Annotated in this window: 24 protein-coding genes; 7 read left to right on the top strand and 17 right to left on the bottom strand. The window is 76.0% G+C overall.

Annotated elements, in window-relative coordinates; all coding sequences use genetic code 11:
* Window positions 1-47: 47 nt before the first annotated feature.
* Both HL054_RS13305 and HL054_RS13300 read right to left on the bottom strand, forming a co-directional pair.
* Window positions 48-728, bottom strand: a complete 681-nt coding sequence (locus tag HL054_RS13305) for a winged helix-turn-helix domain-containing protein (RefSeq protein WP_369139491.1) — start codon at window positions 726-728, stop codon at window positions 48-50.
* The gene (locus HL054_RS13300) at window positions 725-1,999 is read right to left on the bottom strand and encodes a sensor histidine kinase (protein WP_369139490.1); all 1,275 of its coding nucleotides are present in this window, start codon (window positions 1,997-1,999) and stop codon (window positions 725-727) included. Before HL054_RS13300 ends, HL054_RS13305 begins: the two co-directional genes overlap by 4 nt.
* Window positions 2,000-2,237: 238 nt before the next feature.
* On the opposite strand from HL054_RS13300, the gene phoU reads away from it, so the two are divergent.
* The gene (gene phoU, locus HL054_RS13295) at window positions 2,238-2,882 is read left to right on the top strand and encodes a phosphate signaling complex protein PhoU (protein ID WP_369139489.1); all 645 of its coding nucleotides are present in this window, start codon (window positions 2,238-2,240) and stop codon (window positions 2,880-2,882) included.
* Window positions 2,883-3,003: 121 nt separating this feature from the next.
* Here the strand turns inward: phoU and HL054_RS13290 are convergent, their stop codons facing one another.
* From HL054_RS13290 to mshA, 5 genes are all read right to left on the bottom strand, one after another.
* Window positions 3,004-3,768 carry a phosphoglyceromutase gene (locus HL054_RS13290; RefSeq protein WP_369139488.1) on the bottom strand — a complete coding sequence of 255 codons (765 nt, stop codon included), beginning with the start codon at window positions 3,766-3,768 and terminating at the stop codon, window positions 3,004-3,006.
* A gap of 62 nt (window positions 3,769-3,830) precedes the next feature.
* Window positions 3,831-5,099: an aminotransferase class I/II-fold pyridoxal phosphate-dependent enzyme gene (locus HL054_RS13285; RefSeq protein WP_369139487.1), complete on the bottom strand. Its 1,269-nt coding sequence runs from the start codon at window positions 5,097-5,099 to the stop codon at window positions 3,831-3,833.
* A 200-nt stretch (window positions 5,100-5,299) separates the two neighbouring features.
* Window positions 5,300-6,856 (bottom strand): MFS transporter, encoded by a 1,557-nt coding sequence (locus tag HL054_RS13280; RefSeq protein WP_369139486.1) that lies wholly within the window; start codon window positions 6,854-6,856, stop codon window positions 5,300-5,302.
* Window positions 6,857-6,866: 10 nt separating this feature from the next.
* Window positions 6,867-7,382: a YbjN domain-containing protein gene (locus HL054_RS13275; RefSeq protein WP_369139485.1), complete on the bottom strand. Its 516-nt coding sequence runs from the start codon at window positions 7,380-7,382 to the stop codon at window positions 6,867-6,869.
* A complete protein-coding gene (gene mshA / locus HL054_RS13270; protein ID WP_369139484.1) occupies window positions 7,379-8,755 on the bottom strand; it encodes a D-inositol-3-phosphate glycosyltransferase in 1,377 nt (458 codons plus the stop codon). Before mshA ends, HL054_RS13275 begins: the two co-directional genes overlap by 4 nt.
* Before the next feature lie 100 nt (window positions 8,756-8,855).
* Between mshA and HL054_RS13265 the strand changes: the two genes are divergently transcribed.
* Complete coding sequence (locus tag HL054_RS13265; protein WP_369139483.1) at window positions 8,856-9,638, top strand: SDR family oxidoreductase; 783 nt, start codon at window positions 8,856-8,858, stop codon at window positions 9,636-9,638.
* A 99-nt stretch (window positions 9,639-9,737) separates the two neighbouring features.
* Here the strand turns inward: HL054_RS13265 and HL054_RS13260 are convergent, their stop codons facing one another.
* Complete coding sequence (locus tag HL054_RS13260; RefSeq protein WP_369139482.1) at window positions 9,738-10,013, bottom strand: hypothetical protein; 276 nt, start codon at window positions 10,011-10,013, stop codon at window positions 9,738-9,740.
* Entirely contained in the window at window positions 10,010-11,044 is a 1,035-nt protein-coding gene (locus HL054_RS13255; RefSeq protein WP_369139481.1) for a UDP-N-acetylmuramate dehydrogenase, read from the bottom strand. The genes HL054_RS13260 and HL054_RS13255 overlap by 4 nt, the downstream gene beginning before the upstream one ends.
* Before the next feature lie 40 nt (window positions 11,045-11,084).
* Between HL054_RS13255 and HL054_RS13250 the strand changes: the two genes are divergently transcribed.
* From HL054_RS13250 to HL054_RS13240, 3 genes are read left to right on the top strand one after another with little or no spacing between them, the layout of a single operon-like run.
* A complete protein-coding gene (locus tag HL054_RS13250) occupies window positions 11,085-11,936 on the top strand; it encodes a class I SAM-dependent methyltransferase (RefSeq protein WP_369139480.1) in 852 nt (283 codons plus the stop codon).
* Entirely contained in the window at window positions 11,933-12,793 is an 861-nt protein-coding gene (locus HL054_RS13245) for a spermidine synthase (RefSeq protein ID WP_369139479.1), read from the top strand. Before HL054_RS13250 ends, HL054_RS13245 begins: the two co-directional genes overlap by 4 nt.
* A 16-nt stretch (window positions 12,794-12,809) precedes the next feature.
* A complete protein-coding gene (locus HL054_RS13240) occupies window positions 12,810-13,013 on the top strand; it encodes a PspC domain-containing protein (RefSeq protein WP_369139478.1) in 204 nt (67 codons plus the stop codon).
* A 15-nt stretch (window positions 13,014-13,028) separates the two neighbouring features.
* On the opposite strand, the gene HL054_RS13235 is transcribed toward HL054_RS13240, so the two are convergent.
* From HL054_RS13235 to HL054_RS13200, 8 genes are all read right to left on the bottom strand, one after another.
* A complete protein-coding gene (locus HL054_RS13235) occupies window positions 13,029-13,316 on the bottom strand; it encodes a DUF2516 family protein (protein ID WP_369139477.1) in 288 nt (95 codons plus the stop codon).
* 121 nt (window positions 13,317-13,437) lie between these two features.
* Complete coding sequence (locus HL054_RS13230; RefSeq protein ID WP_369139476.1) at window positions 13,438-14,334, bottom strand: hypothetical protein; 897 nt, start codon at window positions 14,332-14,334, stop codon at window positions 13,438-13,440.
* Window positions 14,331-14,843 carry a helix-turn-helix domain-containing protein gene (locus HL054_RS13225; RefSeq protein ID WP_369139475.1) on the bottom strand — a complete coding sequence of 171 codons (513 nt, stop codon included), beginning with the start codon at window positions 14,841-14,843 and terminating at the stop codon, window positions 14,331-14,333. The genes HL054_RS13230 and HL054_RS13225 overlap by 4 nt, the downstream gene beginning before the upstream one ends.
* Window positions 14,844-14,909: 66 nt before the next feature.
* Window positions 14,910-15,899 (bottom strand): asparaginase, encoded by a 990-nt coding sequence (locus HL054_RS13220; RefSeq protein ID WP_369139474.1) that lies wholly within the window; start codon window positions 15,897-15,899, stop codon window positions 14,910-14,912.
* Complete coding sequence (locus HL054_RS13215) at window positions 15,899-16,465, bottom strand: RsiG family protein (RefSeq protein ID WP_369139473.1); 567 nt, start codon at window positions 16,463-16,465, stop codon at window positions 15,899-15,901. Before HL054_RS13215 ends, HL054_RS13220 begins: the two co-directional genes overlap by 1 nt.
* On the bottom strand, window positions 16,462-17,325 hold the full coding sequence (locus tag HL054_RS13210; protein ID WP_369139472.1) for a 3-keto-5-aminohexanoate cleavage protein: 864 nt from the start codon (window positions 17,323-17,325) through the stop codon (window positions 16,462-16,464). The genes HL054_RS13215 and HL054_RS13210 overlap by 4 nt, the downstream gene beginning before the upstream one ends.
* The gene (gene ygfZ, locus HL054_RS13205) at window positions 17,322-18,428 is read right to left on the bottom strand and encodes a CAF17-like 4Fe-4S cluster assembly/insertion protein YgfZ (RefSeq protein ID WP_369139471.1); all 1,107 of its coding nucleotides are present in this window, start codon (window positions 18,426-18,428) and stop codon (window positions 17,322-17,324) included. The genes HL054_RS13210 and ygfZ overlap by 4 nt, the downstream gene beginning before the upstream one ends.
* Window positions 18,425-18,874, bottom strand: coding sequence for a Fur family transcriptional regulator (locus HL054_RS13200; protein ID WP_369139470.1), 450 nt, complete (start codon window positions 18,872-18,874; stop codon window positions 18,425-18,427). Before HL054_RS13200 ends, ygfZ begins: the two co-directional genes overlap by 4 nt.
* 39 nt (window positions 18,875-18,913) lie before the next feature.
* On the opposite strand from HL054_RS13200, the gene HL054_RS13195 reads away from it, so the two are divergent.
* Together HL054_RS13195 and nhaA are read left to right on the top strand one after the other, a co-directional pair.
* The gene (locus tag HL054_RS13195; RefSeq protein WP_369139469.1) at window positions 18,914-19,771 is read left to right on the top strand and encodes an aminotransferase class IV; all 858 of its coding nucleotides are present in this window, start codon (window positions 18,914-18,916) and stop codon (window positions 19,769-19,771) included.
* Between the two features lie 70 nt (window positions 19,772-19,841).
* The gene (gene nhaA / locus HL054_RS13190) at window positions 19,842-21,149 is read left to right on the top strand and encodes a Na+/H+ antiporter NhaA (RefSeq protein WP_369139468.1); all 1,308 of its coding nucleotides are present in this window, start codon (window positions 19,842-19,844) and stop codon (window positions 21,147-21,149) included.
* Window positions 21,150-21,192: the final 43 nt, after the last annotated feature.

Raw genomic sequence — 21,192 nt, 5'->3', positions numbered from 1 at the left:
CCCAACCACGCTCGTGGTCGCGGTGTCGTCCGGAGGACGACGATCAACTACGCCTCGAACTTGTAGCCCAGGCCGCGGACGGTGACCAGGTAGCGCGGGTTGGCCGGGTCGGGTTCGAGCTTGGCGCGCAGCCGCTTGACGTGGACGTCGAGGGTCTTGGTGTCGCCGACGTAGTCCGCGCCCCACACCCGGTCGATGAGCTGGCCGCGGGTGAGCACCCGGCCGGCGTTGCGCAGCAGCAGCTCGAGCAGGTCGAACTCCTTGAGCGGCAGCGAGACCGGCTGCCCGTCGACGGCCACCACGTGCCGGTCGACGTCCAGCCGGACCGGCCCGGCGGCCAGCGCGGACTCGGCGGACACCTCGGCCTCGGTGCCGCGGCGCAGCACGGCCCGCATCCGGGCGACCAGCTCGCGGGCCGAGTAGGGCTTGGTGACGTAGTCGTCGGCGCCCAGCTCGAGCCCCACGACCTTGTCGATCTCGGTGTCCTTGGCGGTCAGCATGATGATCGGCACGGAGCTCCTGGCGCGCAGTGCCCGGCAGACCTCGGTGCCCGACAGTCCGGGCAGCATGAGGTCGAGCAGGACGATGTCGGCCCCGGCCCGGTCGAACTCGGCGAGCGCGTCCGTCCCGGTGGCGGCCACGACGGTGTCGTAGCCCTCCCGCCGGAGCATGTAGGACAGCGCGTCGGAGAAGGACTCCTCGTCCTCCACCACGAGCACTCGGGTCATGACCGTCCCTTCTCCATGTTCTCGTGCGGTGCCCCGGCGGGGCCCTCGTCGTTCTGCCGGCCGTGCAGCGGCGGCACCGGCGGCCGTTCGGGGAAGTCGTCGTCGGCCGGTTGGTCGGCGTCGACGGCCATCGGGATGCGGAGGGTGAAGGTGGACCCCAGACCCTCCTCGCTCCACACGGTGACCGCGCCGCCGTGGTTGCTGGCGACGTGCTTGACGATCGCCAGGCCCAGGCCGGTGCCCCCGGTGGAGCTGGCCCGGGACTGGTCGACCCGGTAGAAGCGCTCGAAGACCCGGGAGCGGTCCGAGCGCGGGATGCCGATGCCGGAGTCGGTCACGGCGATCTCGGCGAAGCCCGACCGCGCCCGGGCACCGACGGCGATCGTCGTCCCGGGCGGGCTGTAGGCGACGGCGTTGGCGAGCAGGTTGGTGAGCGCGGTGGCCAGCTGCGCCTCCACCCCGCGGACGACGAGGCCCGGCTGGGCGGCGACGGCGAGCTGGATGTCCTTGGCGGCGGCCGCGGCCCGGGTCCGGTCGACCGCTTCGGCGACGACGGTGCCGACGGCGACCGGCACCAGCGCGGGCAGCGGCTCGGCGCCCTGCAGCCGGGAGAGGTCGATGAGCTCGCGGACCAGCCGGGCCAGCCGGTCGGCCTCGTGGCTCATCCGGGCGGCGAAGCGCTGCACGGTCTCCGGGTCGTCGGCGGCGCCCTGCACCGCCTCGGCCAGCAGCGCGAGCGCACCGACCGGCGTCTTGAGCTCGTGCCCGACGTTGGCCACGAAGTCGCGGCGGACGGCCTCCACCCGGCGGGCCTCGGTGACGTCGGTGAGCACCAGCGCCACCGGTCCGGGCGCGACGACGGGGCCGCTGCCCAGCCGGATGCCGTGCACGCCGACCATCCGCGGGCCGGTGCCGACCAGGTCGCCGGGGAGGGCGACGTCGGACCGGCGGCTGCCGCTCACCTGCACGTTGCGGGCCACCTCGAGCAGCCCGGGCACCAGCAGCCGGTCGCCGCGCAGGATGCCCAGCGCGCGCGCCGACGGGTTGGCCAGCAGCACCGCGTCGTCCGGGCCGACCAGCACGACGGCGGGGTCCATCAGGTCGACCAGCCGCCGGCTGAGCGCTGCGTCGGAGTCGGCGCGCGGCTCGAAGGCCGCGGCGCGCAGGCCGGAACCGCCCTCGTCGACGGGCCGGTAGCGGGCGCGGACGACCGTCAACGCCAGCAGCAGGCCGATCACGAGGCCCGCGATCAGCGCGAGCAGGGGTTCCACGGGGTCGATGCTAGGCGGGTCACCCACCCTGACCAGCCGCTCGCGGGCCCCTCACCCCGTCGGGGCAGCACTGTTCACCGCTGCGTGCCCGCTCGTTCACCTGCCAGCCCTCTCGTCCGCAGCCGCGGCTCTCTACCCTCGGACTCATCCGCGTGCCGCGGCCGTCGGCCCGAGACGCCCCGCGCGGTGCAGCGTCGCCCGGCGTCCCCGGGACCGGCGACGTGACGAGGGAGGAACCGTGTTGCGGGAGAGCTACCGCGAGGAACTGGACGACATCAACGCCTGCCTGGTGGAGATGTCCAACTCCGTCGGGTCGGCGATGAGCACCGCGACCACGGCGCTGCTGGACGCCGACGTGGCGCTGGCCGACCTGGTGATCGCCGGCGACGAGCGCATCGACGCCGTCCGGGAGAGCATCGAGGAGCGCTGCTTCACCCTGCTGGCCCGGCAGCAGCCGGTCGCCACCGACCTGCGCGCGATCACCACCGCGATGCGGATCGTCGGTGACCTCGAGCGGATGGGCGACCTGGCCGAGCACATCGCCAAGGTGGCCCGGATGCGCTTCCCCGAGCACGCGGTGCCGCAGGAGGTGCGGCCGGTCTTCCTCGAGATGGGCCACGTCGCGGAGAGCCTGGTGACCAAGGCCGGCACCGTCATCGCCAAGCGCGACATCGAGGCGGCCGCCGAGCTCGAGGCCGAGGACGACGTGATGGACGAGCTGCACAAGCAGCTGTTCCGCGAGCTGCTGCTGCCCACCTGGGGCCACGGCATCGAGGCCGCGATCGACGTCACCCTGCTGGGCCGCTACTACGAGCGGTTCGCCGACCACGCCGTCAGCGTCGCCCGCCGCGTCGTCTACCTGGTCACCGGGGAGAAGGGCTGAGCCCACCGGCAATCCCACGGAGCCCCCGGCAGCCTGGCTGCCGGGGGCTCCGTCGTCCGTCAGGCCTCGTCGCAGGGGCCCGCGCCGAGCGTCAGCGAGGGGTGGGGGGCGACGAGGTCCTTCACTTCTTGCCCTGGTTCTTGACGGCCTCGATGGCCGCGGCCGCAGCGGCAGGGTCGAGGTACTGGCCGCCCGGGTTGGTCGGCCGCAGGTCGGCGTCCAGGTCGTAGCGCAGCGGCACGCCGGTCGGGATGTTGAGCCCGACGACCTCCTCGTCGCCCATGCCGTCGAGGTGCTTCACCAGCGCGCGCAGGCTGTTGCCGTGCGCGGTCACCAGCACGTTCCGGCCGGCGCGGAGGTCCGGGACGATGGCGTCGTACCAGTAGGGCAGCATCCGGACGACGACGTCGGCGAGGCACTCGGTGGCCGGGCGGGCCTCCGGCGGCAGCGCGGCGTAGCGCGGGTCGGCGTCCTGGCTGTACTCGCTGCCGGCCTCGATCGGCGGCGGGGGCGTGGCGTAGCTGCGCCGCCAGGTCATGAACTGCTCCTCGCCGTACTCGGCCAGGGTCTGCGCCTTGTCCTTGCCCTGCAGCGCGCCGTAGTGCCGCTCGTTGAGCCGCCAGGAGCGGCGCACCGGGATCCACTGCCGGTCGGCGGCGGCCAGCGCCAGCTCCGCGGTGCTGATGGCCCGCTTCAGCAGCGAGGTGTGCAGGACGTCGGGCAGCAGGTCCTGCTCGGCCAGCAGCTGCCCGCCGCGGGCCGCCTCGGCCCGGCCCTTCTCGGACAGCTCGACGTCCACCCAGCCGGTGAACAGGTTCGCCTTGTTCCACTCGCTCTCGCCGTGGCGGAGCAGGATGAGGGTGCCGGAGTTGGTCGCGTCGCTCACCCGGCTCATCCTGCCCGACCGGCGCCGCGCGGGTGTCCCCAGGCCGGACCGGGTGCCCGCGGTCAGGCCACGTACCCGGCCAGCTGCGTCGTCTCCGGGCTGCGCACGCTCCGCACCGCGGCGGCGACGACCTCGCCGGCCAGCCGGACCTGCTCCTCGGTGTGGGTGGCCATCACCGCCAGCCGCAGCACCCCCTTGCCGCGCGGTACGGCCGGGTGGCAGACGGCGTTGGTGTAGACGCCGGCCTCGTGCGCGACGGCCCAGGCGGCCCGGGTGACCTCGTCGTCCCCGGTGAGGACGGCGATGACCGCGCCGCGGCCCGGCAGCGGGGCCACGCCGTGCTCGGTCAGCACCCGGCGCAGCAGGTCGCCGTTGGCCTGCAGCCGCTGCCGCCGCTCCGGCTCCCGGCGCAGCACCCGCAGCGAGGCGAGCGCGGCGGCCACGGCCGCGGGGTCGCCGGAGGCGCTGAACACGTAGGGCATGGCGGTGCCGCGGATGCCGTCGGCGACGGCGCGCGAGGTCATCACCGCACCACCCACGCTGGCCAGCGACTTGCTGAAGGCGACGGTGACCGCGTCGACCCGGGCCAGCACGCCGGCGGCCTCGGCGGCGCCCCGGCCGCCCTCGCCGAGCACGCCCAGCCCGTGCGCCTCGTCGACCACCAGCCGGGCCGAGAACCGCCCGCAGAGGCCGGCGATCGCGGCCAGCGGCGCGGACTCCCCGCTCATCGAGTAGACGCCGTCCACGACGACGACCGCACCCGCCTCGGGGTCGAGCCGGCCCAGCCGGCGCTCCAGCGAGGCGGTCGAGTTGTGCGTGAACCGCTGCACCGTGCCGCGGCTGCCGGCGGCCGCGGTGTGCAGGCTGGCGTGGGCGTGCGCGTCGACGAGCAGCACGTCGCCGGGTCGGCAGCTGGTGGAGAGCACCGCGACGTTGGCGTTGACCCCGGAGGAGACGATGACGGCGTCCTCGGTGCCGTAGTGCTCGGCGAGCTCCTGCTCCAGCGTCAGGTGCAGCCGGGTGGTGCCGTTGAGGATCCGGCTGCCCGCGGCGCTGGTGCCGTACTGGCGGAGCGCGGCGACCGCGGCCTCGACCACCTGCGGGTCGCCGGCCAGGCCGAGGTAGTTGTTGCTGCCGAGGTTGACCCGGGCGCGGCCGTCGTCGAACACGGTCACCGGCTGCGGGGCGCCCCCGGTGGGCACCGAGTGGGTGGCCACCCCCTCGCGGACGTGCCGCCGCATCATCTCGGCCCGATCGCTGTCCAGCAGGGGCGCGAAGGGGTCGCGGCGGGTCGGGCGGGTCGGGGGCGTCACCGGGCGGGCGTCGTGCACTGGGGGCTCCTCCTCGTCGGCGCCGGCGTCCGACGTCGCAGTCCCCCGACACTGACGATCAGCACGCTCCGTGGTCAACGGCATCCGCACAGTCCGGTCGAGTGTCGCTCACCCGGGTGTCGGACGCGGTGCTCCTGACCCGGCGTGGCGCACTCGGGCACCGCGGCCGGCGCGTCCGGGCACACCGGCCGCGCGACGGCTCAGCGGGTCCGGCGGCCCGGCAGCCAGACCAGGACGACGACCATCGCGACCAGCGCGCACCCCGCGGTGCCCACCGCGGTCAGGTGCATGGCGCCGATGAACGCCTCCCGGGCGGGGTCGACGACCGCGGCGGCCGCGGTGGCCGCGTCCCCGCCGGCCCGCTCGGCGTCCTCGACGGCCGCCAGCGTGCCGACGATGGACTCGCCGGCCTGCTCCCGCGCCGGGGCCGGCAGCCCGTCGACGGCGTCCCCGAGCCGGCGGGCGTAGGTGGCGGCGAGCACGGAGCCGAGGATGGCCACCCCCAGGGCTCCCCCGACCTGCCGGACGGCGTTGTTGACCGCCGCGCCCGCGCCGGCCTTCTCCCGGGGCACCACCGACATGATCGACTCGGTGGCCGGCGCCAGGATGCAGCCCATGCCGATGCCCTGGAAGGCTAGGTCGACCAGCACCAGCCACACCGGTGCGTCGGCGTCCAGCAGCTGGATGCCCGAGAAGGAGACCGCGATGAGGGCGAACCCGGTCGCGACGACGGCCTTGGCGCCGAACCGGTCGGCCAGCGCCGACGAGCGCGGCGCCATCAGCGCGATGCCCAGCGCGACCGGGATGAGCATGGCGCCGCTCTGCAGCGGCGAGAAGTCCCGGACTCCCTGCAGGTAGTAGACGAGGTAGAACGTCGCCCCCTGCAGGGCGAAGAAGTTCAGCGCGAGCGCCCCCGCGGCGGCGGAGAAGCCGGGGTTGCGGAACAGCGACACGTCCAGCGCGGGGTGCGTCGTCCGGCGCTGCCACCAGACGAAGACCGCCAGCAGGACCAGGCCCGCGGTCAGCGGGCCCCAGGTCTGCGGGGCGCCCCAGCCCTCGGAGCCGCCGCGGATGATCCCGTAGACCAGCGCGACCAGCGCGGCGATGGACAGCAGCACGCCGGGGAGGTCGAGCCTGCCCGGGTCGGGGTCCTTGGACTCAGGGACGACGAGCAGGATCCCGGCGACGCCGACCAGCGCGACCGGGACGCCGATCAGGAAGACCGCGCCCCACCAGAAGTGCTCCAGCACCAGGCCGCCGGCGAGCGGGCCGCCGGCCACGGCCAGCCCGGAGCCGCCCGCCCAGAAGCCGATGGCCCGGCCGCGCTCGCCGGGTGGGAAGACGTTGGTGATCACCGCGAGCGTGGCCGGCTGCACCGCCGCGCCGCCCAGGCCCATCAGCGCCCGCCACCCGATCAGCTCCAGCGCCGACCCGCTGAAGGCCGCGAGCACCGAGGCGACGGCGAAGATGCCCAGCCCGGCGAGCAGCACCTTGCGCCGGCCGATCCGGTCGCCGATCACGCCCCAGCTGAACAGCAGGCCGGCGAACACCAGGATGTAGGAGTCGATCGCCCACTGCAGCTCGCCCTGGGTGGCGTCCAGCTCGCGCTGCAGGGTGGGCAGCGCGACGTTGAGGATCGTGTTGCCGCTGATGACCATCAGCAGGCAGACCATCATCGTCGCCAGCACCCACCAGCGGCGCTCGTAGCCGGCCGGGCGCTCGGTGGTCTCCTCGGCTGCGCGTTCGGTGGTGCTCACGCCGTCCCGCTCACTCCGGCGGCCGGCGGGCCGGGTCGGCGAAGGCGGCGAACGCCTCGAGGTTGCGCAGCGACTCCCCGCGCTTCACCCGCCAGTCCCACTCGCGGCGGATCGAGGTGCCGAAGCCGATCTCCAGGATGGTGTTGAAGTGCTCGTCGGCGTAGGTGAGCACCGTGCCGAGCAGCCGGTCGATCTCCGCCGGGGTCACGGTCTCGTGCGGCAGCCGGCCGGTCAGCCAGACGTCGCCGACGGTGTCGATGGAGTAGCTGACGCCGTACGTGCGCGCGTTGTGCTGCAGCAGCCAGGCCCACAGCTGCTCGCGGTTCTCGTCCGGCTGGCGGCAGACGAAGGCCTCCACCCGGAACGCGTGGTCGCCGACGGTCAGCCCGACGACGGTCTGCAGCTTCTTCACCCCGGGCAGGGTGACCAGCCAGCGCCCGGCAGCGGGGTGGTCGAACTCGAGCTCGGCGGCGCGCAGCGTCTCCCCGATCACGGCGTCGAGCTCGGGGACGGCGCGCCGGCTCATCGAGCGCGGGCCCCCACGGCGCGGAGGGACCGCGCGGCCGGCCGGGCCGACGGCCGCGTCGCGCGCATCTCGGCCATCGCGGCGGCGTAGGCGGACACGAGGGAGTCGGTGGTGCGGTCCCAGCTGAAGGCGGCGGCGTGCCGCCGGGCGCCCGCGGCCAGCAGCTCGCGGCGCTCCAGCACCAGCCGGATCGCCCGGGCGTAGTCGGCCGGGTCGCGGCGGGCGACCAGCAGCCCGGACACGCCGTCGTCCACGGCGGTGCACAGCCCGCCGACGGCGGCGGCCACCACCGGCGTCCCGCAGGCCTGCGCCTCGAGCGCGACCAGCCCGAAGGACTCGTTGTGGCTGGGGACCACGGCGACGTCGGCGGCCCGGTAGTGGTCGGCGAGCTGCTCGCCCGCCTGCGGCGGGACGAACCGGACCACCTCGGCGACGCCGAGGGACGCCGCGAGCTCGTGCAGCCGCTGCGGCTCGGTCAGCCCGGAGCCGCTGGGCGCGCCGACCACCAGCACCTGCAGGCGGGCGCGCAGCGTCGGGTCGTCGGCGAGCATCCGGGCAGCTGCGTGCAGCAGCATGTCCGGCGCCTTGAGCGGCTGGATCCGGCCCACGAACAGCAGGACGACGGCGTCGGCGGGCACCCCCACCCGCTGCCGGGCGCGCAGCCGGTCGCCGGGGCGGAAGCGCTGCAGGTCGACGCCGGGCGGGACGACCAGCGTCCGGCGGGGGTCGGCGTCGTAGAAGTCGACGAGCTGCCGGGCCTCCTCGGCGGTGTTGGCGACCAGCCGGTCGGCCTCCGCGACGACCTGCTGCTCCCCGATCACCCGGGCCCGCGGCTCGGGGACGTCGCCCTCGGCCAGCGCGGCGTTCTTCACCTTGGCCAGGGTGTGCGCCGAGTGCACCAGCGGCACCCCCCAGCGGTCCCGGGCGAGCCAGCCGACCTGGCCGGAGAGCCAGTAGTGGGAGTGCACGACGTCGAAGTGGCCGGGCTCGTGCTGGGCCTCCTCGCGCAGCACCGCCGCGGTGAAGGCGCACATCTGCGCGGGCAGCTCGTTCTTGCCCAGCCCCTCGAACGGGCCGGCGCTGACGTGCCGCACCGTCACCCCCGGCGCCATCTCCACGACCGGCGGCTGCTCGGAGGAGGTGGCCCGGGTGAACACGTCGACGGCGATGCCCCGGGCGGCCAGCCGGCGGGACACCTCGACGACGTAGACGTTCATGCCGCCGGCGTCACCGGCACCGGGCTGCTCCAGCGGGCTGGTGTGCACCGACAGGGTGGCGACCCGGCGCGGGAGCAGCGGGAGGGCCGGCTGGGCGGCGGGCCCGACGCCGGCGCGCCACGGCGTCGGCTGGCGGGGGTGGCGACGGGCGGGCACGTCACTCCTCCCCGTTCGGGCAGCGTCGGCTGGTCCGTCGAGCGCCCGGTCGGGACACCCCTGTCGACTGCCCAGTGTCCTACAGCGCCAGGATGGGCACATGTCCAGCCCTGTGATCCCGCCCTCCACCAGCGAGCCCTCCGCCGGCGCCGGCCGCGTCGCCGTCGTCACCGGGGCCTCCAGCGGGATCGGTGCCGCGACCGCCGAACGGCTGGCCGCCGAGGGGTTCGACGTCGTCCTGGCGGCCCGCCGGCTGGACCGGCTGACCGAGCTCGCCGACCGCATCGGCGGACGCGCGGTGGAGCTCGACGTGACCGATGCCACATCCGTCGCGGCGTTCGCCGCCGGGCTGGACCGGGTCGACGTCCTGGTCAACAACGCCGGCGGGGCCTTCGACGCCAACCCGGTGGCCGACGCCGACCTGGACTCCTGGCAGCGCACCTACGACGTCAACGTGCTGGGCACCGTGCGGGTGACCAAGGCCCTGCTGCCGGCGCTGCGCGCCGCGGGCGGCGGCGACGTGGTCTTCGTCGGCTCCACCGCCGGGCTGGTCAGCTACGAGGGCGGGGCGTCGTACACGGCCGCGAAGCACGGGGTGCACACGCTCGCGGAGACGCTGCGGCTGGAGCTCGTCGCCGAGCCGGTGCGCGTGGTGGAGATCGCGCCGGGCATGGTGAAGACCGAGGAGTTCTCGCTCAACCGAACCCGGTCGCAGGAGAAGGCCGACGCCGTCTACCGCGGGGTGAGCGAGCCGCTGGTCGCCGCCGACGTCGCCGACTGCATCGCCTGGACGGTCACCCGGCCGCGGCACGTCAACGTCGACCTGCTCGTCGTCCGCCCCCGCGCGCAGGCCGCCCAGCACAAGGTGCACCGCGAGCCCTGAGCCCGCCCCTGCCCTGCCCGCCGAGATGCGCCGGGACGCGGTGTCCCACCGTCCCGACACCGCAGTCCGCCGTATCTCGGCGGCCCGGCCGGGAACGGCCTACTCGGCGTGCCGGTGCAAGAGGTCGTAGGCGCGGGCGACGCGGGCCGGGTCGGCGGCGGTGCCGAGCCGGTCGAACAGCGCCTGCGCGTCGGTCACCTCGGCGGTGGTCGCGGTGCCGGAGTGCAGCACCCGGGAGATGAGCCCGCTCAGCGCGGCGTCCGCCTCGACCCGGGCCAGCCAGCCGGTCATCGCGGCGGGGTCGGCCGGCATCGGGGCCGGCGTGCGCAGCGCGTCGTACAGCGAGCCCAGCTGCAGCGACTCGGCCGGGTTCACGGGCGCACCGCGGTCGGCTCGGGCACCAGCGTGACGCCGAACCGCTCGCGGACGGCGGCGACGACCTGCCCGGCGAACGCCATCAGCTCGGCCGCCGTCGCCCCGGGCTCGGTGGTCAGCGCCAGGCTGTGCCGCGAGGAGGTGCCGACCCGGCCCACCCGGGTGCCGCGCCCGAAGCCGGCGTGCTGCACCAGCCAGGCCGCGCTCAGCTTCAGCTGCGCGGCGCCGTCGGCACCGGTGCCGGCGGGCCAGGACGGGCAGCCCTCCACCGCCGCGCCGACCGGGACGACGGGGTTGGTGAAGAACGAGCCGGCGCTGCGCGAGTCGGGGTCGGCCGGGTCCCAGACCATGCCCTTGCCGCGGCGCAGGCCCAGGACGGCGTCCCGGACGGCGGCCAGCGGCGCGGTCTCCCCCAGCTCGACGCCCAGCGCCTTCGCCAGCTCCGCGTAGCCGACCGGGCTGGACTGCTCCGACGGGCGCAGCGCGAAGGTCACGGCCAGGACGACGTGGGCGCCGGGCTGCTGCTTGAGCCGGCTGTCCCGGTAGGCGAAGCCCAGCTCCTCGGGCCCCAGCGTGCGCTCCACCCCGGCCGCCCGGTCGTACACCTGCACGGCGGTGACCAGCGCCGCGACCTCCTGGCCGTACGCGCCGACGTTCTGCACCGGCGTCGCCCCGGTCGAGCCGGGGATGCCCGACAGCGCCTCCATGCCGGCCAGCCCCTGCGCGACGGTGACCGCGACCAGGTCGTCCCACGGCTCGCCGGCCTCGACCTCGAGCTGCACGGCGTCCCCGGCGTCCCGGCGGGCGATGCCCCGGGTGCGCACCAGCACGACGTCGCCCGGCCAGCCGGCGTCCGGCGCCACGACGTTGGACCCGCCGCCCAGCAGCAGCAGCGGCCGCCCGGCGCCGTCGGCGTCCCGTACGGCGGTGACCAGCTCGTCCCGGGTGGTCACCTCGACCAGCCGTTCGATCGGCCCACCGACCCCGAGGGTCGTCAGGTCCGCCAGTCGGGCGTCTCGGCGTTCCTGCACGGCACCACGGTAATCGGCCGCCCGGCTAACCTCGGGGACCGTGAGCGACCACACCCAGCGTGCGTCGCTGCCGCCGTCCCGCAAGGCCCCCCGGCTGGCCGCCGGCCGGGCCCGCGCGCTGGGCCTGCCGACCCGCGGCACCACCAACGCCAACCGGCTGCGGCGGGTCGACCGGTGGCTGGTCGCCACCCAGGTGGCCCGGCTCCGGGACGCCGCCCGGCCGCTGGTGGTCGACCTGGGCTACGGCGCGTCGGCGGTGACCACGCTGGAGCTGGTCGACCGGCTGGCCCCGGAGATCGACCGGCTGGAGGTGGTCGGCCTGGAGATCGACCCGATGCGGGTCGACGCCGTCGCCGAGCACCGGGACCCCCCGCGGGTGGACTTCCGGCTCGGCGGCTTCGAGCTCGCCGGGCTCCGGCCGGTGGTGGTACGGGCCTTCAACGTGCTCCGCCAGTACGACGAGGAGTCCGCCGCCCGCGCCTGGGACACCATGCGCGGCGCGCTGGCCCCGGGCGGCCTGGTCGTGGAGGGCACCTGCGACGAGTGGGGACGCCGGGCGACGTGGGTGGCGCTGGACGAGGACGGGCCGCTGACCCTCACCCTCGCCGCCCGGGTGTCGGACCTGGACCGACCGTCGGACCTGGCCGAGCGGCTGCCCAAGGCGCTGATCCACCACAACGTCCCCGGCCAGCCGGTGCACGCCTTCCTCACCGCGTTCGACGCCGCCTGGGCCTCGGCCGCCGGGCTGTCGACGTTCGGCCCGCGGCAGCGCTGGGCGGCGGCCTGCGAGACGCTGGCCGCCGACGGCTGGCCGCTGGTCGGGCCGACCCGGCGGTGGCGGCACGGCGAGGTCAGCGTCCGCTGGTCGGCCGTCGCCCCGGTGCCCCGGTGAGCCGGCGGGACCGGGCCCACCTGGCGGCGCTGCCGGGCAGGACGGAGGTCGCCGGCGGGACGGCGGAGCTGCTGGCCGACGCCGACCGGGACGGCTCCTGGGAGCTGCAGCTGGACGGCGTCCCGCAGTCGCACGTGGACCTGGTCGACCCCACCCACCTGGAGTTCGAGTACGTCCGCCGGATGGGGCACGTGCTCGACCTCGCCGCCGAGCCCGGGCAGCCGCTGGACGTCGTCCACCTCGGCGGCGGCGCGCTGACCCTGGCCCGCTACGTCGCGGTGACCCGGCCCGGGTCGCGGCAGCGGGTGGTCGAGGTCGACGAGGCGCTCACCGACCTGGTCCGCCGGGAGCTGCCGCTGCCCCGCGGCGCCCGCGTCCGGGTCCGGGCCGCCGACGCCCGGGCCGGCCTGGCGGCCCACCCCGACGCCAGCGCCGACGTCGTCCTGGTCGACGTGTTCGCCGGGGCGCGGACCCCGGCGCACCTGACCACGGTCGAGTTCGCCGCCGACGTCGCCCGGGTGCTCCGGTCCGGCGGGGTGACCGCGTGGAACGTCTCCGACGGGCCGCCGCTGCGGTTCGCCAAGGCCGAGGCCGCGACCCTGCGGGCGGTGTTCGGTCACGTCGCCCTGCTCGCCGAGCCCGGCACCCTGCGCGGCCGCCGGTTCGGCAACACCGTGGCCGTGGCCTCGGCCGCCGAGCTGCCGGTCGCCGGGCTCACCCGCCGCTGCGCGGGCGACCCGATGCCCTCCCGGGTGGTGGCGGGCGACGAGCTGGACCGCTTCGTCGGCCAGGCCGCCCCGGTCGCCGACGCCGACGCCGAGCCGTCGCCGGAGCCACCTGCCGGGATCTTCGGCTGACGGCTAGGTTCGGGCCATGACCTCTCCCGCCGCCGGCCGGCTCACCCGCGACACCCGCCACCGCGTCATCGCGGGGGTCTGCTCGGGCCTCGCCCGCCGCTGGGGCCTGTCCCGCACCGGACTGCGGGTGGCGTTCGTGGTGTCCTGCGTCCTGCCCGGCCCGCAGTTCATCGCCTACGTCGTGCTGTGGGTCGTCATGCCGGCCGACGACCGGTTCTGAGCCCCGACCCGCAGGTCACCAGCTGGAGTTGCCCCGGCGCAGCCCGCGCACGGCCGGCCGGACGTCGACCAGGTAGACGACCGCCGCGATCACCGCGGGCAGGCCCAGGAAGCTGAGCGGCCCGAAGGCGTAGAGGACCAGCGCGGCGATGCCGGTGATGGCCAGCCAGGCCGGCTTGGTGAGCTTGCCGGCGGCCACGAAGGCGGGCGCGGGCCGGATGACCGCGTCGACGAACGCCCACACCACGAGGGCGAGGGTGCCGAAGCGCACCACGTCGAAGACCAGCGAGTCGAAGCCGAACATGCCGCCCACGATAGGCGCGTCGGGCGAGCTCGGGGCCGGACGCGCCCCCGCCCCCCTCATCCGGGGAACGACAGCGCCCCGGCGCCGCTGACGCGGGCCGGGGCGCTGTGCTGCCGGGGACCTACTCGGCGGGGGTGCTGCTCTTCGCCGGGACGGCGGTCGGGTCCGGCACCGGGGTGCTGGCCGGCGCGGTCGCCGGGGTGGACTTCTTCGCGGTCGCCTTCCGGGCCGGCGCCTTGGGCGCCGTGGCCTCGGCCTTGGCGGCCTTCGCAGCCGGGGCCTTCGCAGCCGGGGTCTCCGCGGCCGGGTCGGACCCGGTGGCGGTCTCGGCGACGGCGCGCTTGGCGGAGCGGGCGGCCGCGCGGGTGTCCTTGGTCGCCTGGTCGACGGCCTTCTCGGTGCGCGACTTGGCCTTCTGCGCCACCGAGGTGACCTCGTCCGACGCCTCGGCGACGGTCTCGGCGGTCTCGGCCAGCACGTCCTCGAGGGCGTCCTCGACGGTGTCGACGGCGCGCTCGGTGCGGGCCACGACCCGGCGGAACGCGGGCTGGGTGCGCAGGTCGCCGAGGACCTTCTCGCCCCGGCCGGCCAGCTCCTCGATCGCTGCCTGCGCCTGGGTGCGGGCGGCCTCGACCAGGCCGGTGACGGTGCCGAGCACCGTCTCCGGGCGGACGGTGGAGGCGGCGCTGCTCACCGCGGCGCGGGCCTGGGTGGCGGCGTCCTCGGCCTGGGTGCGGGCCTGGGCGGCCCGAGCACGGGCCTCGGCCGCGGCGCGGGAGGCGCGGGCACGGGCCAGCTCGGCGCGGGTGCGGGCCTCCTTGGCGGCCAGGTCGGCCTGGACCTGCGCCTCGCCGGGCAGCGCCTCGGCCCGGGTGCGCACGGTGCCGAACACCGAGCGGGCGCGGTCGACGGCGGCGTCCACCGCGACGTCGCCGGCGCCGATGGCGGCCAGCAGGCCGGTCCGGCCGGTGTCGACGAGGGTCTCGCCGTAGGACTTCAGGGTGTCGGTGCGGCTCATGCCGTCTCCTCCTGGGTCGTGGGGGTGGGGTGCGGGGTGGTGGCCTGCGCACGCGCCTCGGCGGCTGCGTGTTCGCGGGCGTAGGTCTCGTAGAGCTCCAGCAGCACGGCCTTGTGCCGCTCCGAGATCGCCTCGTCGGCGCGGATCGCGGCGACCGTGCCGGCGGTGCCGGACCGGCGGTCGAGGATCCCGGCCTGCTCGTAGAGCGTCTCGGCGGAGATCTTCAGACCGCGGGCGATCTGGCCCAGGATCTCCGCGGACGGCTTGCGCAGCCCGCGCTCGACCTGGGACAGGTAGGGGTTGCTGACGCCGGCGGCCCGGGCCAGCTCGCGCAGCGACACCTGGGCGGCGCTGCGCTGGTGGCGGATGAACTCGCCGACCTGCGAGCCGACCGCCGGCACGGACGACGCCACGCCGGCCGCCGAGGTGGTCGCGCCGGCGGCCGCGGTGGCCACGGTCTCGCGGACCGCCGTCACCTGCTCCCGGACGAACTCGGTGGGCCGCTGCATGAACCCACCGTAGCCCGTACTGCTAGCTCCTGCAAGCAGACTGCTAGCAGTCCGCCCGCGCGGGCCTCAGCGCAGGACGGCGGCCGCGCGCACCGCACCGACGACGGCGCCACCACCGGAGACCGGGGTGGTCAGCCAGCGCTCGAGGGCCGCGGCCGGGACGCCGAGCCGCAGCAGGCCCGCGGACAGCGCGGGCACCCGGCCCCGGTCGCCGCCGTCGTCCAGCTTGAGCGCGACCGCACCGGCGCCGGGCAGCGCGGCCACGTGCACGCCGTCCGCCCCGCCCTTGACCAGCAGGCCGTCGACCGCCTGCATCAGGTCGGTGTCCTCCCGGCCGGTGCCGGCCACCAGCCAGGGGTGGGCGCGCATCGCGTCGGCCACGAGTCGACCCGGGGTGCCGGGCTCGGCCTGCACCAGCGACAGGACGCCGCGGGCCAGCGCGGTCAGCGACAGTGCGTGCTGCGGGGCACCGCAGCCGTCGACCACGACCGCGGCGACCGGCTCGCCGCCCGCCTCGCCCAGCCGGGCCTCGACCGCCTGCTGCAGCGGGTGCTGCGGGTCGAGGTAACCCTCGGTGGGCCAGCCGGCCGCCACGCAGGCCGACAGCATCGCCGCGTGCTTGCCCGAGCAGTTCATCGCCAGCCGCTCCGGCGCCCGGCCGGACACCAGCCACTGCGCGCGGGTCGCCTCGTGCTGCGGCAGCGCCGGCGGGCACCCGAGGTCGTCCGGGGAGAGCCCGGCGGCGGCCAGCACGGAGCGGACGACCTCGACGTGCCCGTCCTCGCCGTTGTGCGAGGCGGCGCCGATCGCCAGTTCCCGGTCGTCGCCCGGGGTCCAGCCGGCGGCCAGCAGCGCGGTGGCCTGCACCGGCTTGTTCGACGAGCGCGGCAGGACCGGGCGGGTGACGTCACCGACGGCCAGCACCGGCGCACCGGCGGCGTCCAGGACCACGAGCGCGCCGCGGTGCACCGACTCCAGCACGTCCACGCCGAACCCGGCCCGCCAGACCTCGACCAGCACCGGGTCGTCGTCCGGCCACGTCGTGAGCTCCGGCATCAGGCGCGGTGCCGGGACTCGTCGGCGAGCAGCTGCGCCACGTCGGCCAGGCCGTCGCGGTAGCGGCGGGCGAGCTCACCGGCGACGGCGTCCATCACCTGCTGCACCCCGCGGCGGCGCTCGGACAGGCTGCGCTCCCCCGCGCCCAGCGACCGCGCGGCGTCCTCGAGCGCGCCGTCCGGCAGCGAGGGGACGTCGGACAGGTCGACGCCGGGGGACAGCCCGTTCACCCACGTCTCGAACTGCTCCGGCGAGGTGGGCTGCACGGTCTGGTGCCGGCCGAGGCCGTGGGCGGGGCCCCGGCCCTTCTCCGACAGGATCTCCGGCAGCAGGTCGACCAGCGAGCGGCCGTCGTGCTCGGCCCGGCGCTGCAGCTCGCGGCGGACGATGTCCAGCCGGCCCTGCAGCAGCCGCCGGGTGTAGGAGAGGTTGACCTCCTCCTGCTCGGCCCGGTGCCGCAGCGCCCGGACCTCCGCCATCGGCAGCTCCTCCACGCCGTCCAGGAAGGACGGGTCGAGCAGCTCGTCGACGGCCGCGCCGCCGGCGGCAGGGGTGGGGGCAGTCATCGCGGGACCTCCACGGGGGTGGGGACGGGGATGCCCAGCAGCTGCCGGGCCTCGGTCGGGGTGATCGGGGGGCGCTGGGCGATCCGGGCCAGGCCGGCCGCCCTGGCCACCAGCTGCGCGTTGTCGCGCACCGGCTCGCCGGGCGCGTACGTGAGCGTGTCCTCCATGCCGACCCGGAGGTGGCCGCCGGCGGACAGCGCGGCCAGCATCACCGGCAGCGACGTGCGGCCCACCCCGGTCGCGGCGAAGGTGGCGCCCGGCGGCAGGGCGGGCAGGCAGGCGGCCAGCGCGGCCGTGGTGCCGGGCATCCCGCCGGGGACGCCCATCACCAGGTCGACGTGCACGTGCCCACCGTGCGGGAGGCCGTGCCGGTCGAGCAACCGGGCCAGCGTGGCCAGCTGGCCGAGGTCGAAGACCTCGTACTCGGGGACGATCCCCTGCTGCTGCATCCGGGTGTGCAGCTCGACGATGAGGTCCCACGGGTTGTAGAAGACGTCACGGCCGAAGTTGACCGTGCCCAGCGAGAGCGACGCGGCGTCCGGCCCGGCCTCGAGCACGGCCAGCCGGGCCTCGGCCGGGTCGGTGACCGCCCCGCCGGTGGACAGCTGGACGACGAGGTCGGTGGCCTCCCGCACCGCCGCCACGACCTCGCGCACCCGCAGCAGGTCCAGCGTCGGGCGGGTGTCGGTGCCCCGGACGTGCAGGTGCAGCACGGCCGCGCCCAGCGCGGCGCAGTCGCGGGCGGTGGCCACCACCTCGTCGACGGTGACCGGCAGCGCGGGGACGTCGGCCTTCGCCGACTCGGCGCCGGTCGGTGCGAGGGTGATCAGGGTGCCCTCGGCGCCGACCGGTCTGCTCACCCGTGGATCGTCGCAGACCGGACCGCGCGGATGCGGTCGCGGGCCGCCGCCTGGGTGTCGTCCAGGCCGGCGGGGGTGTCGTCGGGGTCGATCGCGGCGGTCGCCTCGCCCACCTTCAGCGGCGTCTCCGGCGTCACCGACTGCTTGACCAGGGCGAGCGCGACGAAGCCGTACTCGTGGTGCCGGACGGCGGTGCCGACCCGGCCGACCTCACGGGTGCCGGAGGTGACCGGCGTGCCGGCGGCGGGCAGCGCCTCGCTCATCCCGTCCAGGTGCAGCAGCACGAGCCGGCGCGGCGGGCGGCCGAGGTTGTGCACCCGGGCGACCGTCTCCTGCCCGCGGTAGCAGCCCTTCTCCAGGTGCACGGCGGTGCGCAGCCACTCCAGCTCGTTGGGGATCGTGCGGTGGTCGGAGTCGACGCCGGCGCGCGGCCGGCGGGCCTCGACCCGCAACGCCTCGTAGGCGTCCAGCCCGGCCAGCACGGCGCCGGCGGCCAGCAGCTCGTCGGCCCGGGCCGCCAGCTCGACGCGCGGCACCAGCAGGTCGACCACGGCCGCCGTCCCGTCGCCGATCGCCGGCATCCGGCGCACCCAGCCGCCGCCGGGCAGCGGCGTGACGGCGTACGGCTCGGCCGGCACCGGCCAGCCCGCCGCGGTCAGCACGGCGTCGCCGCGCGGGCCGACGAGCGACAGCAGCGCCCAGCCGGCGGTGACCAGCTCGGGGTCGACCCGGAGCATGAAGCGCATCCGCTGCAGGAAGCCGACCAGCGCCGCACCCGTACCCGGCTCGACGTCGCCCCAGGTGGTGCCGGCCAGCTCGGTGAGGACGACGTGGTGCTCGACGTGGCCCTGCGGCGACAGCACCAGCGCCTCCGAGCCGGAGGCGTCGCCGAGCCGCTCGAGGTGCTGGCTGGTCAGCGAGTGCAGCCAGCTGAGCCGGTCGGCACCGGGGACGACGAGCACGTCGCGGTCGCTGCGGTCGACCAGCCCGGCGCCCTCGGCCAGCCGGCGCTGCTCGGGGAACGGCTCGCCGTAGTGCGCGGCCACCGTGGGCGAGTGCTCGTGGGCGACGGCACCGGGACGGCCCAGCAGCGGCGAGATCATGTGTTCTCCTTCTCCGTGCAGGCTCGGCAGGTGCCGGACAGCGCCACGTGGCCCACGTCCACGGTGAAACCCAACTCGGCCGCCAGACGTTCCGCCGCCCCGTCGAGCAGCCCCGGGTCGACCGAGTCGATCTGCCCGCAGGCCTGGCAGACGACGTGCAGGTGCGGGTGCTGCGCGGCGTGGTAGACCGGCGCGCCCTTCCCCAGGTGGGTGTGCCAGACCAGCCCGAGCCGTTCCAGCAGCTCCAGGGTGCGGTAGACGGTGGAGGTGTCCGGTGCGGCGCCGTCGGGGCCGGCCTCGTCGCGCAGCCGGGCGTGGATCTCCTCGGGGGTGCCGTGCTCGAGGGCGGCGACCGCGGCGAGCACCCGCTGGCGCTGGCTGGTCAGCCGGAGTCCGCGGGCCCGCAGCTGGGCGGCCAGCGGCGGCGCGTTCTCGGGTCCGGGCACACTGCGAGCCTAGAGCGCCGGTACGGCAGGGTGGTGCCCGTGACAGCTCCGCAGGCAGTGCGACGGGTGGCGGTCTGGGCCGATGGCGACGTCCGGGCGGTCGACCCGGACGAGCCGGTGGTCACCGCCTTCGACCAGGGCCTGGGCCGCGGCGACGGCGTCTTCGAGTCGGTGCTGGTCACCGGCGGACGCACCCCGCGGCTGGAGGCCCACCTGGCCCGGCTGCACCGCTCGGCGCAGCTCACCGCGCTGACCCACCCCGGTGACGACGCGGTGCGCGCCCTGGTCGCCGCGGTGGTCGCCGGCTGGCCGGCCGACGTCGAGGGCGCCTGCCGCGTCTTCCTCACCCGCGGCCTCGGCGACGGCAGCCCGCCCACCCTGCTGGCCCTCCTCGCCGCCGTCCCGGCCGAGACGGTGCGGCAGCGCAGCACGGGCATCGCGGTGGTCACCCTGTCCCTCGGCGTCCCGGCCGACTTCCGGGCCACCGCCCCCTGGCTGCTGGGCGGGGCCAAGACGCTGTCCTACGCGGTCAACATGGCCGCGCAGCGGCACGCCCACGCCGCCGGCGCGGACGACGTCGTCTTCACCTCGCTGGAGGGCCGGCTGCTCGAGGGCCCCACCTCCACCGTGGTCTGGGCGGCCGGCGGCCGGCTGCACACCCCGCCGCCGGGGACCGGCATCCTGGCCGGGACGACCCAGGCCCGGCTGTTCGCGCACGCCGAGGGCGACGGCTGGCCCACCGCGGTCACCCCCGGGACGGTCGAGGACCTGACGGCCGCGGACGCCGTCTGGCTGCTGTCCGGCATCCGCGGCGCGGCGCCGGTGACCCGGCTGGACGGCGTGCCGCGCGGCGACGCCGGGCTCACGCAGCGGGTGCAGGAACTGCTCACCAGGTAGGGTCGCCGCTGGTGCGCCGGGAAGTCTGGTCGGCAGTCCCTGACCCGACCCCGCACCCTGGAGCCGCCCCGTGACCCCTCCCACCCGTCTCTTCAGCCGGGGGTCCTACCTCGAGGCCACCCGGATCACCGAGCTGCTGCGCCGGGAGACCGTCGGCGGCATCCTGCTGATCATCGGTGCGGCGATCGCCCTGGTCTGGGCGAACTCGCCCTGGTCGGCGGCCTACGAGACGCTGCGGGACACCCGGGTCGGGCCGGCGTCGCTGCACCTGGACCTCACCCTGGGCACCTGGGCGGCCGACGGGCTGCTCGCCATCTTCTTCTTCGTCGTCGGCCTCGAGCTCAAGCGCGAGTTCGTCGCCGGCGACCTGCGCGAGCCCCGCCGCGCGGTCCTCCCGGTCGCGGCCGCGGTCGGCGGCATGGTCGTCCCCGCGGTGCTGTTCGTGCTGGTGAACCTGGGCACCGGCGACGGCGCGCTGCGCGGCTGGGCCATCCCCACGGCCACCGACATCGCCTTCGCCCTCGCCGTGCTGGCAGTCATCAGCACCCATCTGCCCACCGCGCTGCGCACGTTCCTGCTCACCCTGGCCGTCGTCGACGACCTGCTGGCGATCACCGTGATCGCGATCTTCTACACCTCGTCGCTGTCGGTGGTGCCGCTGCTGCTGGCCCTCGTCCCGCTGGCGGTGTTCGGCTTCCTGGTGCAGAAGCGCATCCGCTCCTGGTGGTTGCTCCTGCCGCTCGCCGTGCTGACCTGGGTGCTCATGCACGAGTCCGGCGTGCACGCCACCGTCGCCGGGGTGCTGCTGGCCTTCACCGTGCCGGTGGTGCGCAGCCAGGCCGCCGGCGGCCCGGACGCCGGGCCAGGGCTCGCCGAGCACCTCGAGCACCGCATCCGCCCGCTGTCGGCCGGGTTCGCCGTCCCGGTCTTCGCCTTCTTCGCCGCCGGGGTCACCATCGGCGGCTTCTCCGGGCTGGCCGACTCGCTGTCCGACCCGGTGGCGATCGGCATCGTCGTCGGGCTGGTCGCCGGCAAGACGATCGGCATCACGCTGGCCACCTGGCTGGTCTCCCGGTTCACCCGCGCGCAGCTCGACGAGTCGCTGGGCTGGCCCGACGTCGTCGGGCTGGCGATGCTCGCCGGCATCGGCTTCACCGTCTCGCTGCTGATCGGCGCGCTGGCCTACGGCGAGGGCTCGCTGCGCGACGAGCACGTCAAGGTCGGCGTCCTGGTGGGCACGCTGACCGCCGCGCTGCTGGCCTCCGTCCTGCTCCGCCTGCGCGACCGCCGGTACCGGCTGCTGGCCGAGGAGGAGGCCCGGGACGACGACGCGGACGGCGTCCCGGACGTCTACCAGCGGCCGTCCGCCGAGGGCTGAAAAAGGGCGTTGCCGACCTCGCGGAGCCGTCGTACCGTCGTGG

Origin of the sequence: Modestobacter versicolor, assembly GCF_041028285.1 — a bacterium.
Lineage (GTDB): Bacteria > Actinomycetota > Actinomycetes > Mycobacteriales > Geodermatophilaceae > Modestobacter > Modestobacter versicolor_A.
Note: the sequence above shows the minus strand (reverse complement) of the source record. Positions and strands in the feature narration are given on the sequence as shown.

What these genes read in the sequence shown, in the direction of transcription:
- HL054_RS13225 (WP_369139475.1), bottom strand. Translation starts at nt 14,843, where the DNA reads ATGCAGCGGCCCACCGAGTTCGTCCGGGAGCAGGTGACGGCGGTCCGC.
- HL054_RS13275 (WP_369139485.1), bottom strand. Translation starts at nt 7,382, where the DNA reads ATGAGCCGGCGCGCCGTCCCCGAGCTCGACGCCGTGATCGGGGAGACG.
- ygfZ (WP_369139471.1), bottom strand. Translation starts at nt 18,428, where the DNA reads ATGATCTCGCCGCTGCTGGGCCGTCCCGGTGCCGTCGCCCACGAGCAC.
- HL054_RS13230 (WP_369139476.1), bottom strand. Translation starts at nt 14,334, where the DNA reads ATGAGCCGCACCGACACCCTGAAGTCCTACGGCGAGACCCTCGTCGAC.
- HL054_RS13220 (WP_369139474.1), bottom strand. Translation starts at nt 15,899, where the DNA reads ATGCCGGAGCTCACGACGTGGCCGGACGACGACCCGGTGCTGGTCGAG.
- HL054_RS13235 (WP_369139477.1), bottom strand. Translation starts at nt 13,316, where the DNA reads ATGTTCGGCTTCGACTCGCTGGTCTTCGACGTGGTGCGCTTCGGCACC.
- HL054_RS13265 (WP_369139483.1), top strand. Translation starts at nt 8,856, where the DNA reads ATGTCCAGCCCTGTGATCCCGCCCTCCACCAGCGAGCCCTCCGCCGGC.
- HL054_RS13215 (WP_369139473.1), bottom strand. Translation starts at nt 16,465, where the DNA reads ATGACTGCCCCCACCCCTGCCGCCGGCGGCGCGGCCGTCGACGAGCTG.
- HL054_RS13240 (WP_369139478.1), top strand. Translation starts at nt 12,810, where the DNA reads ATGACCTCTCCCGCCGCCGGCCGGCTCACCCGCGACACCCGCCACCGC.
- HL054_RS13305 (WP_369139491.1), bottom strand. Translation starts at nt 728, where the DNA reads ATGACCCGAGTGCTCGTGGTGGAGGACGAGGAGTCCTTCTCCGACGCG.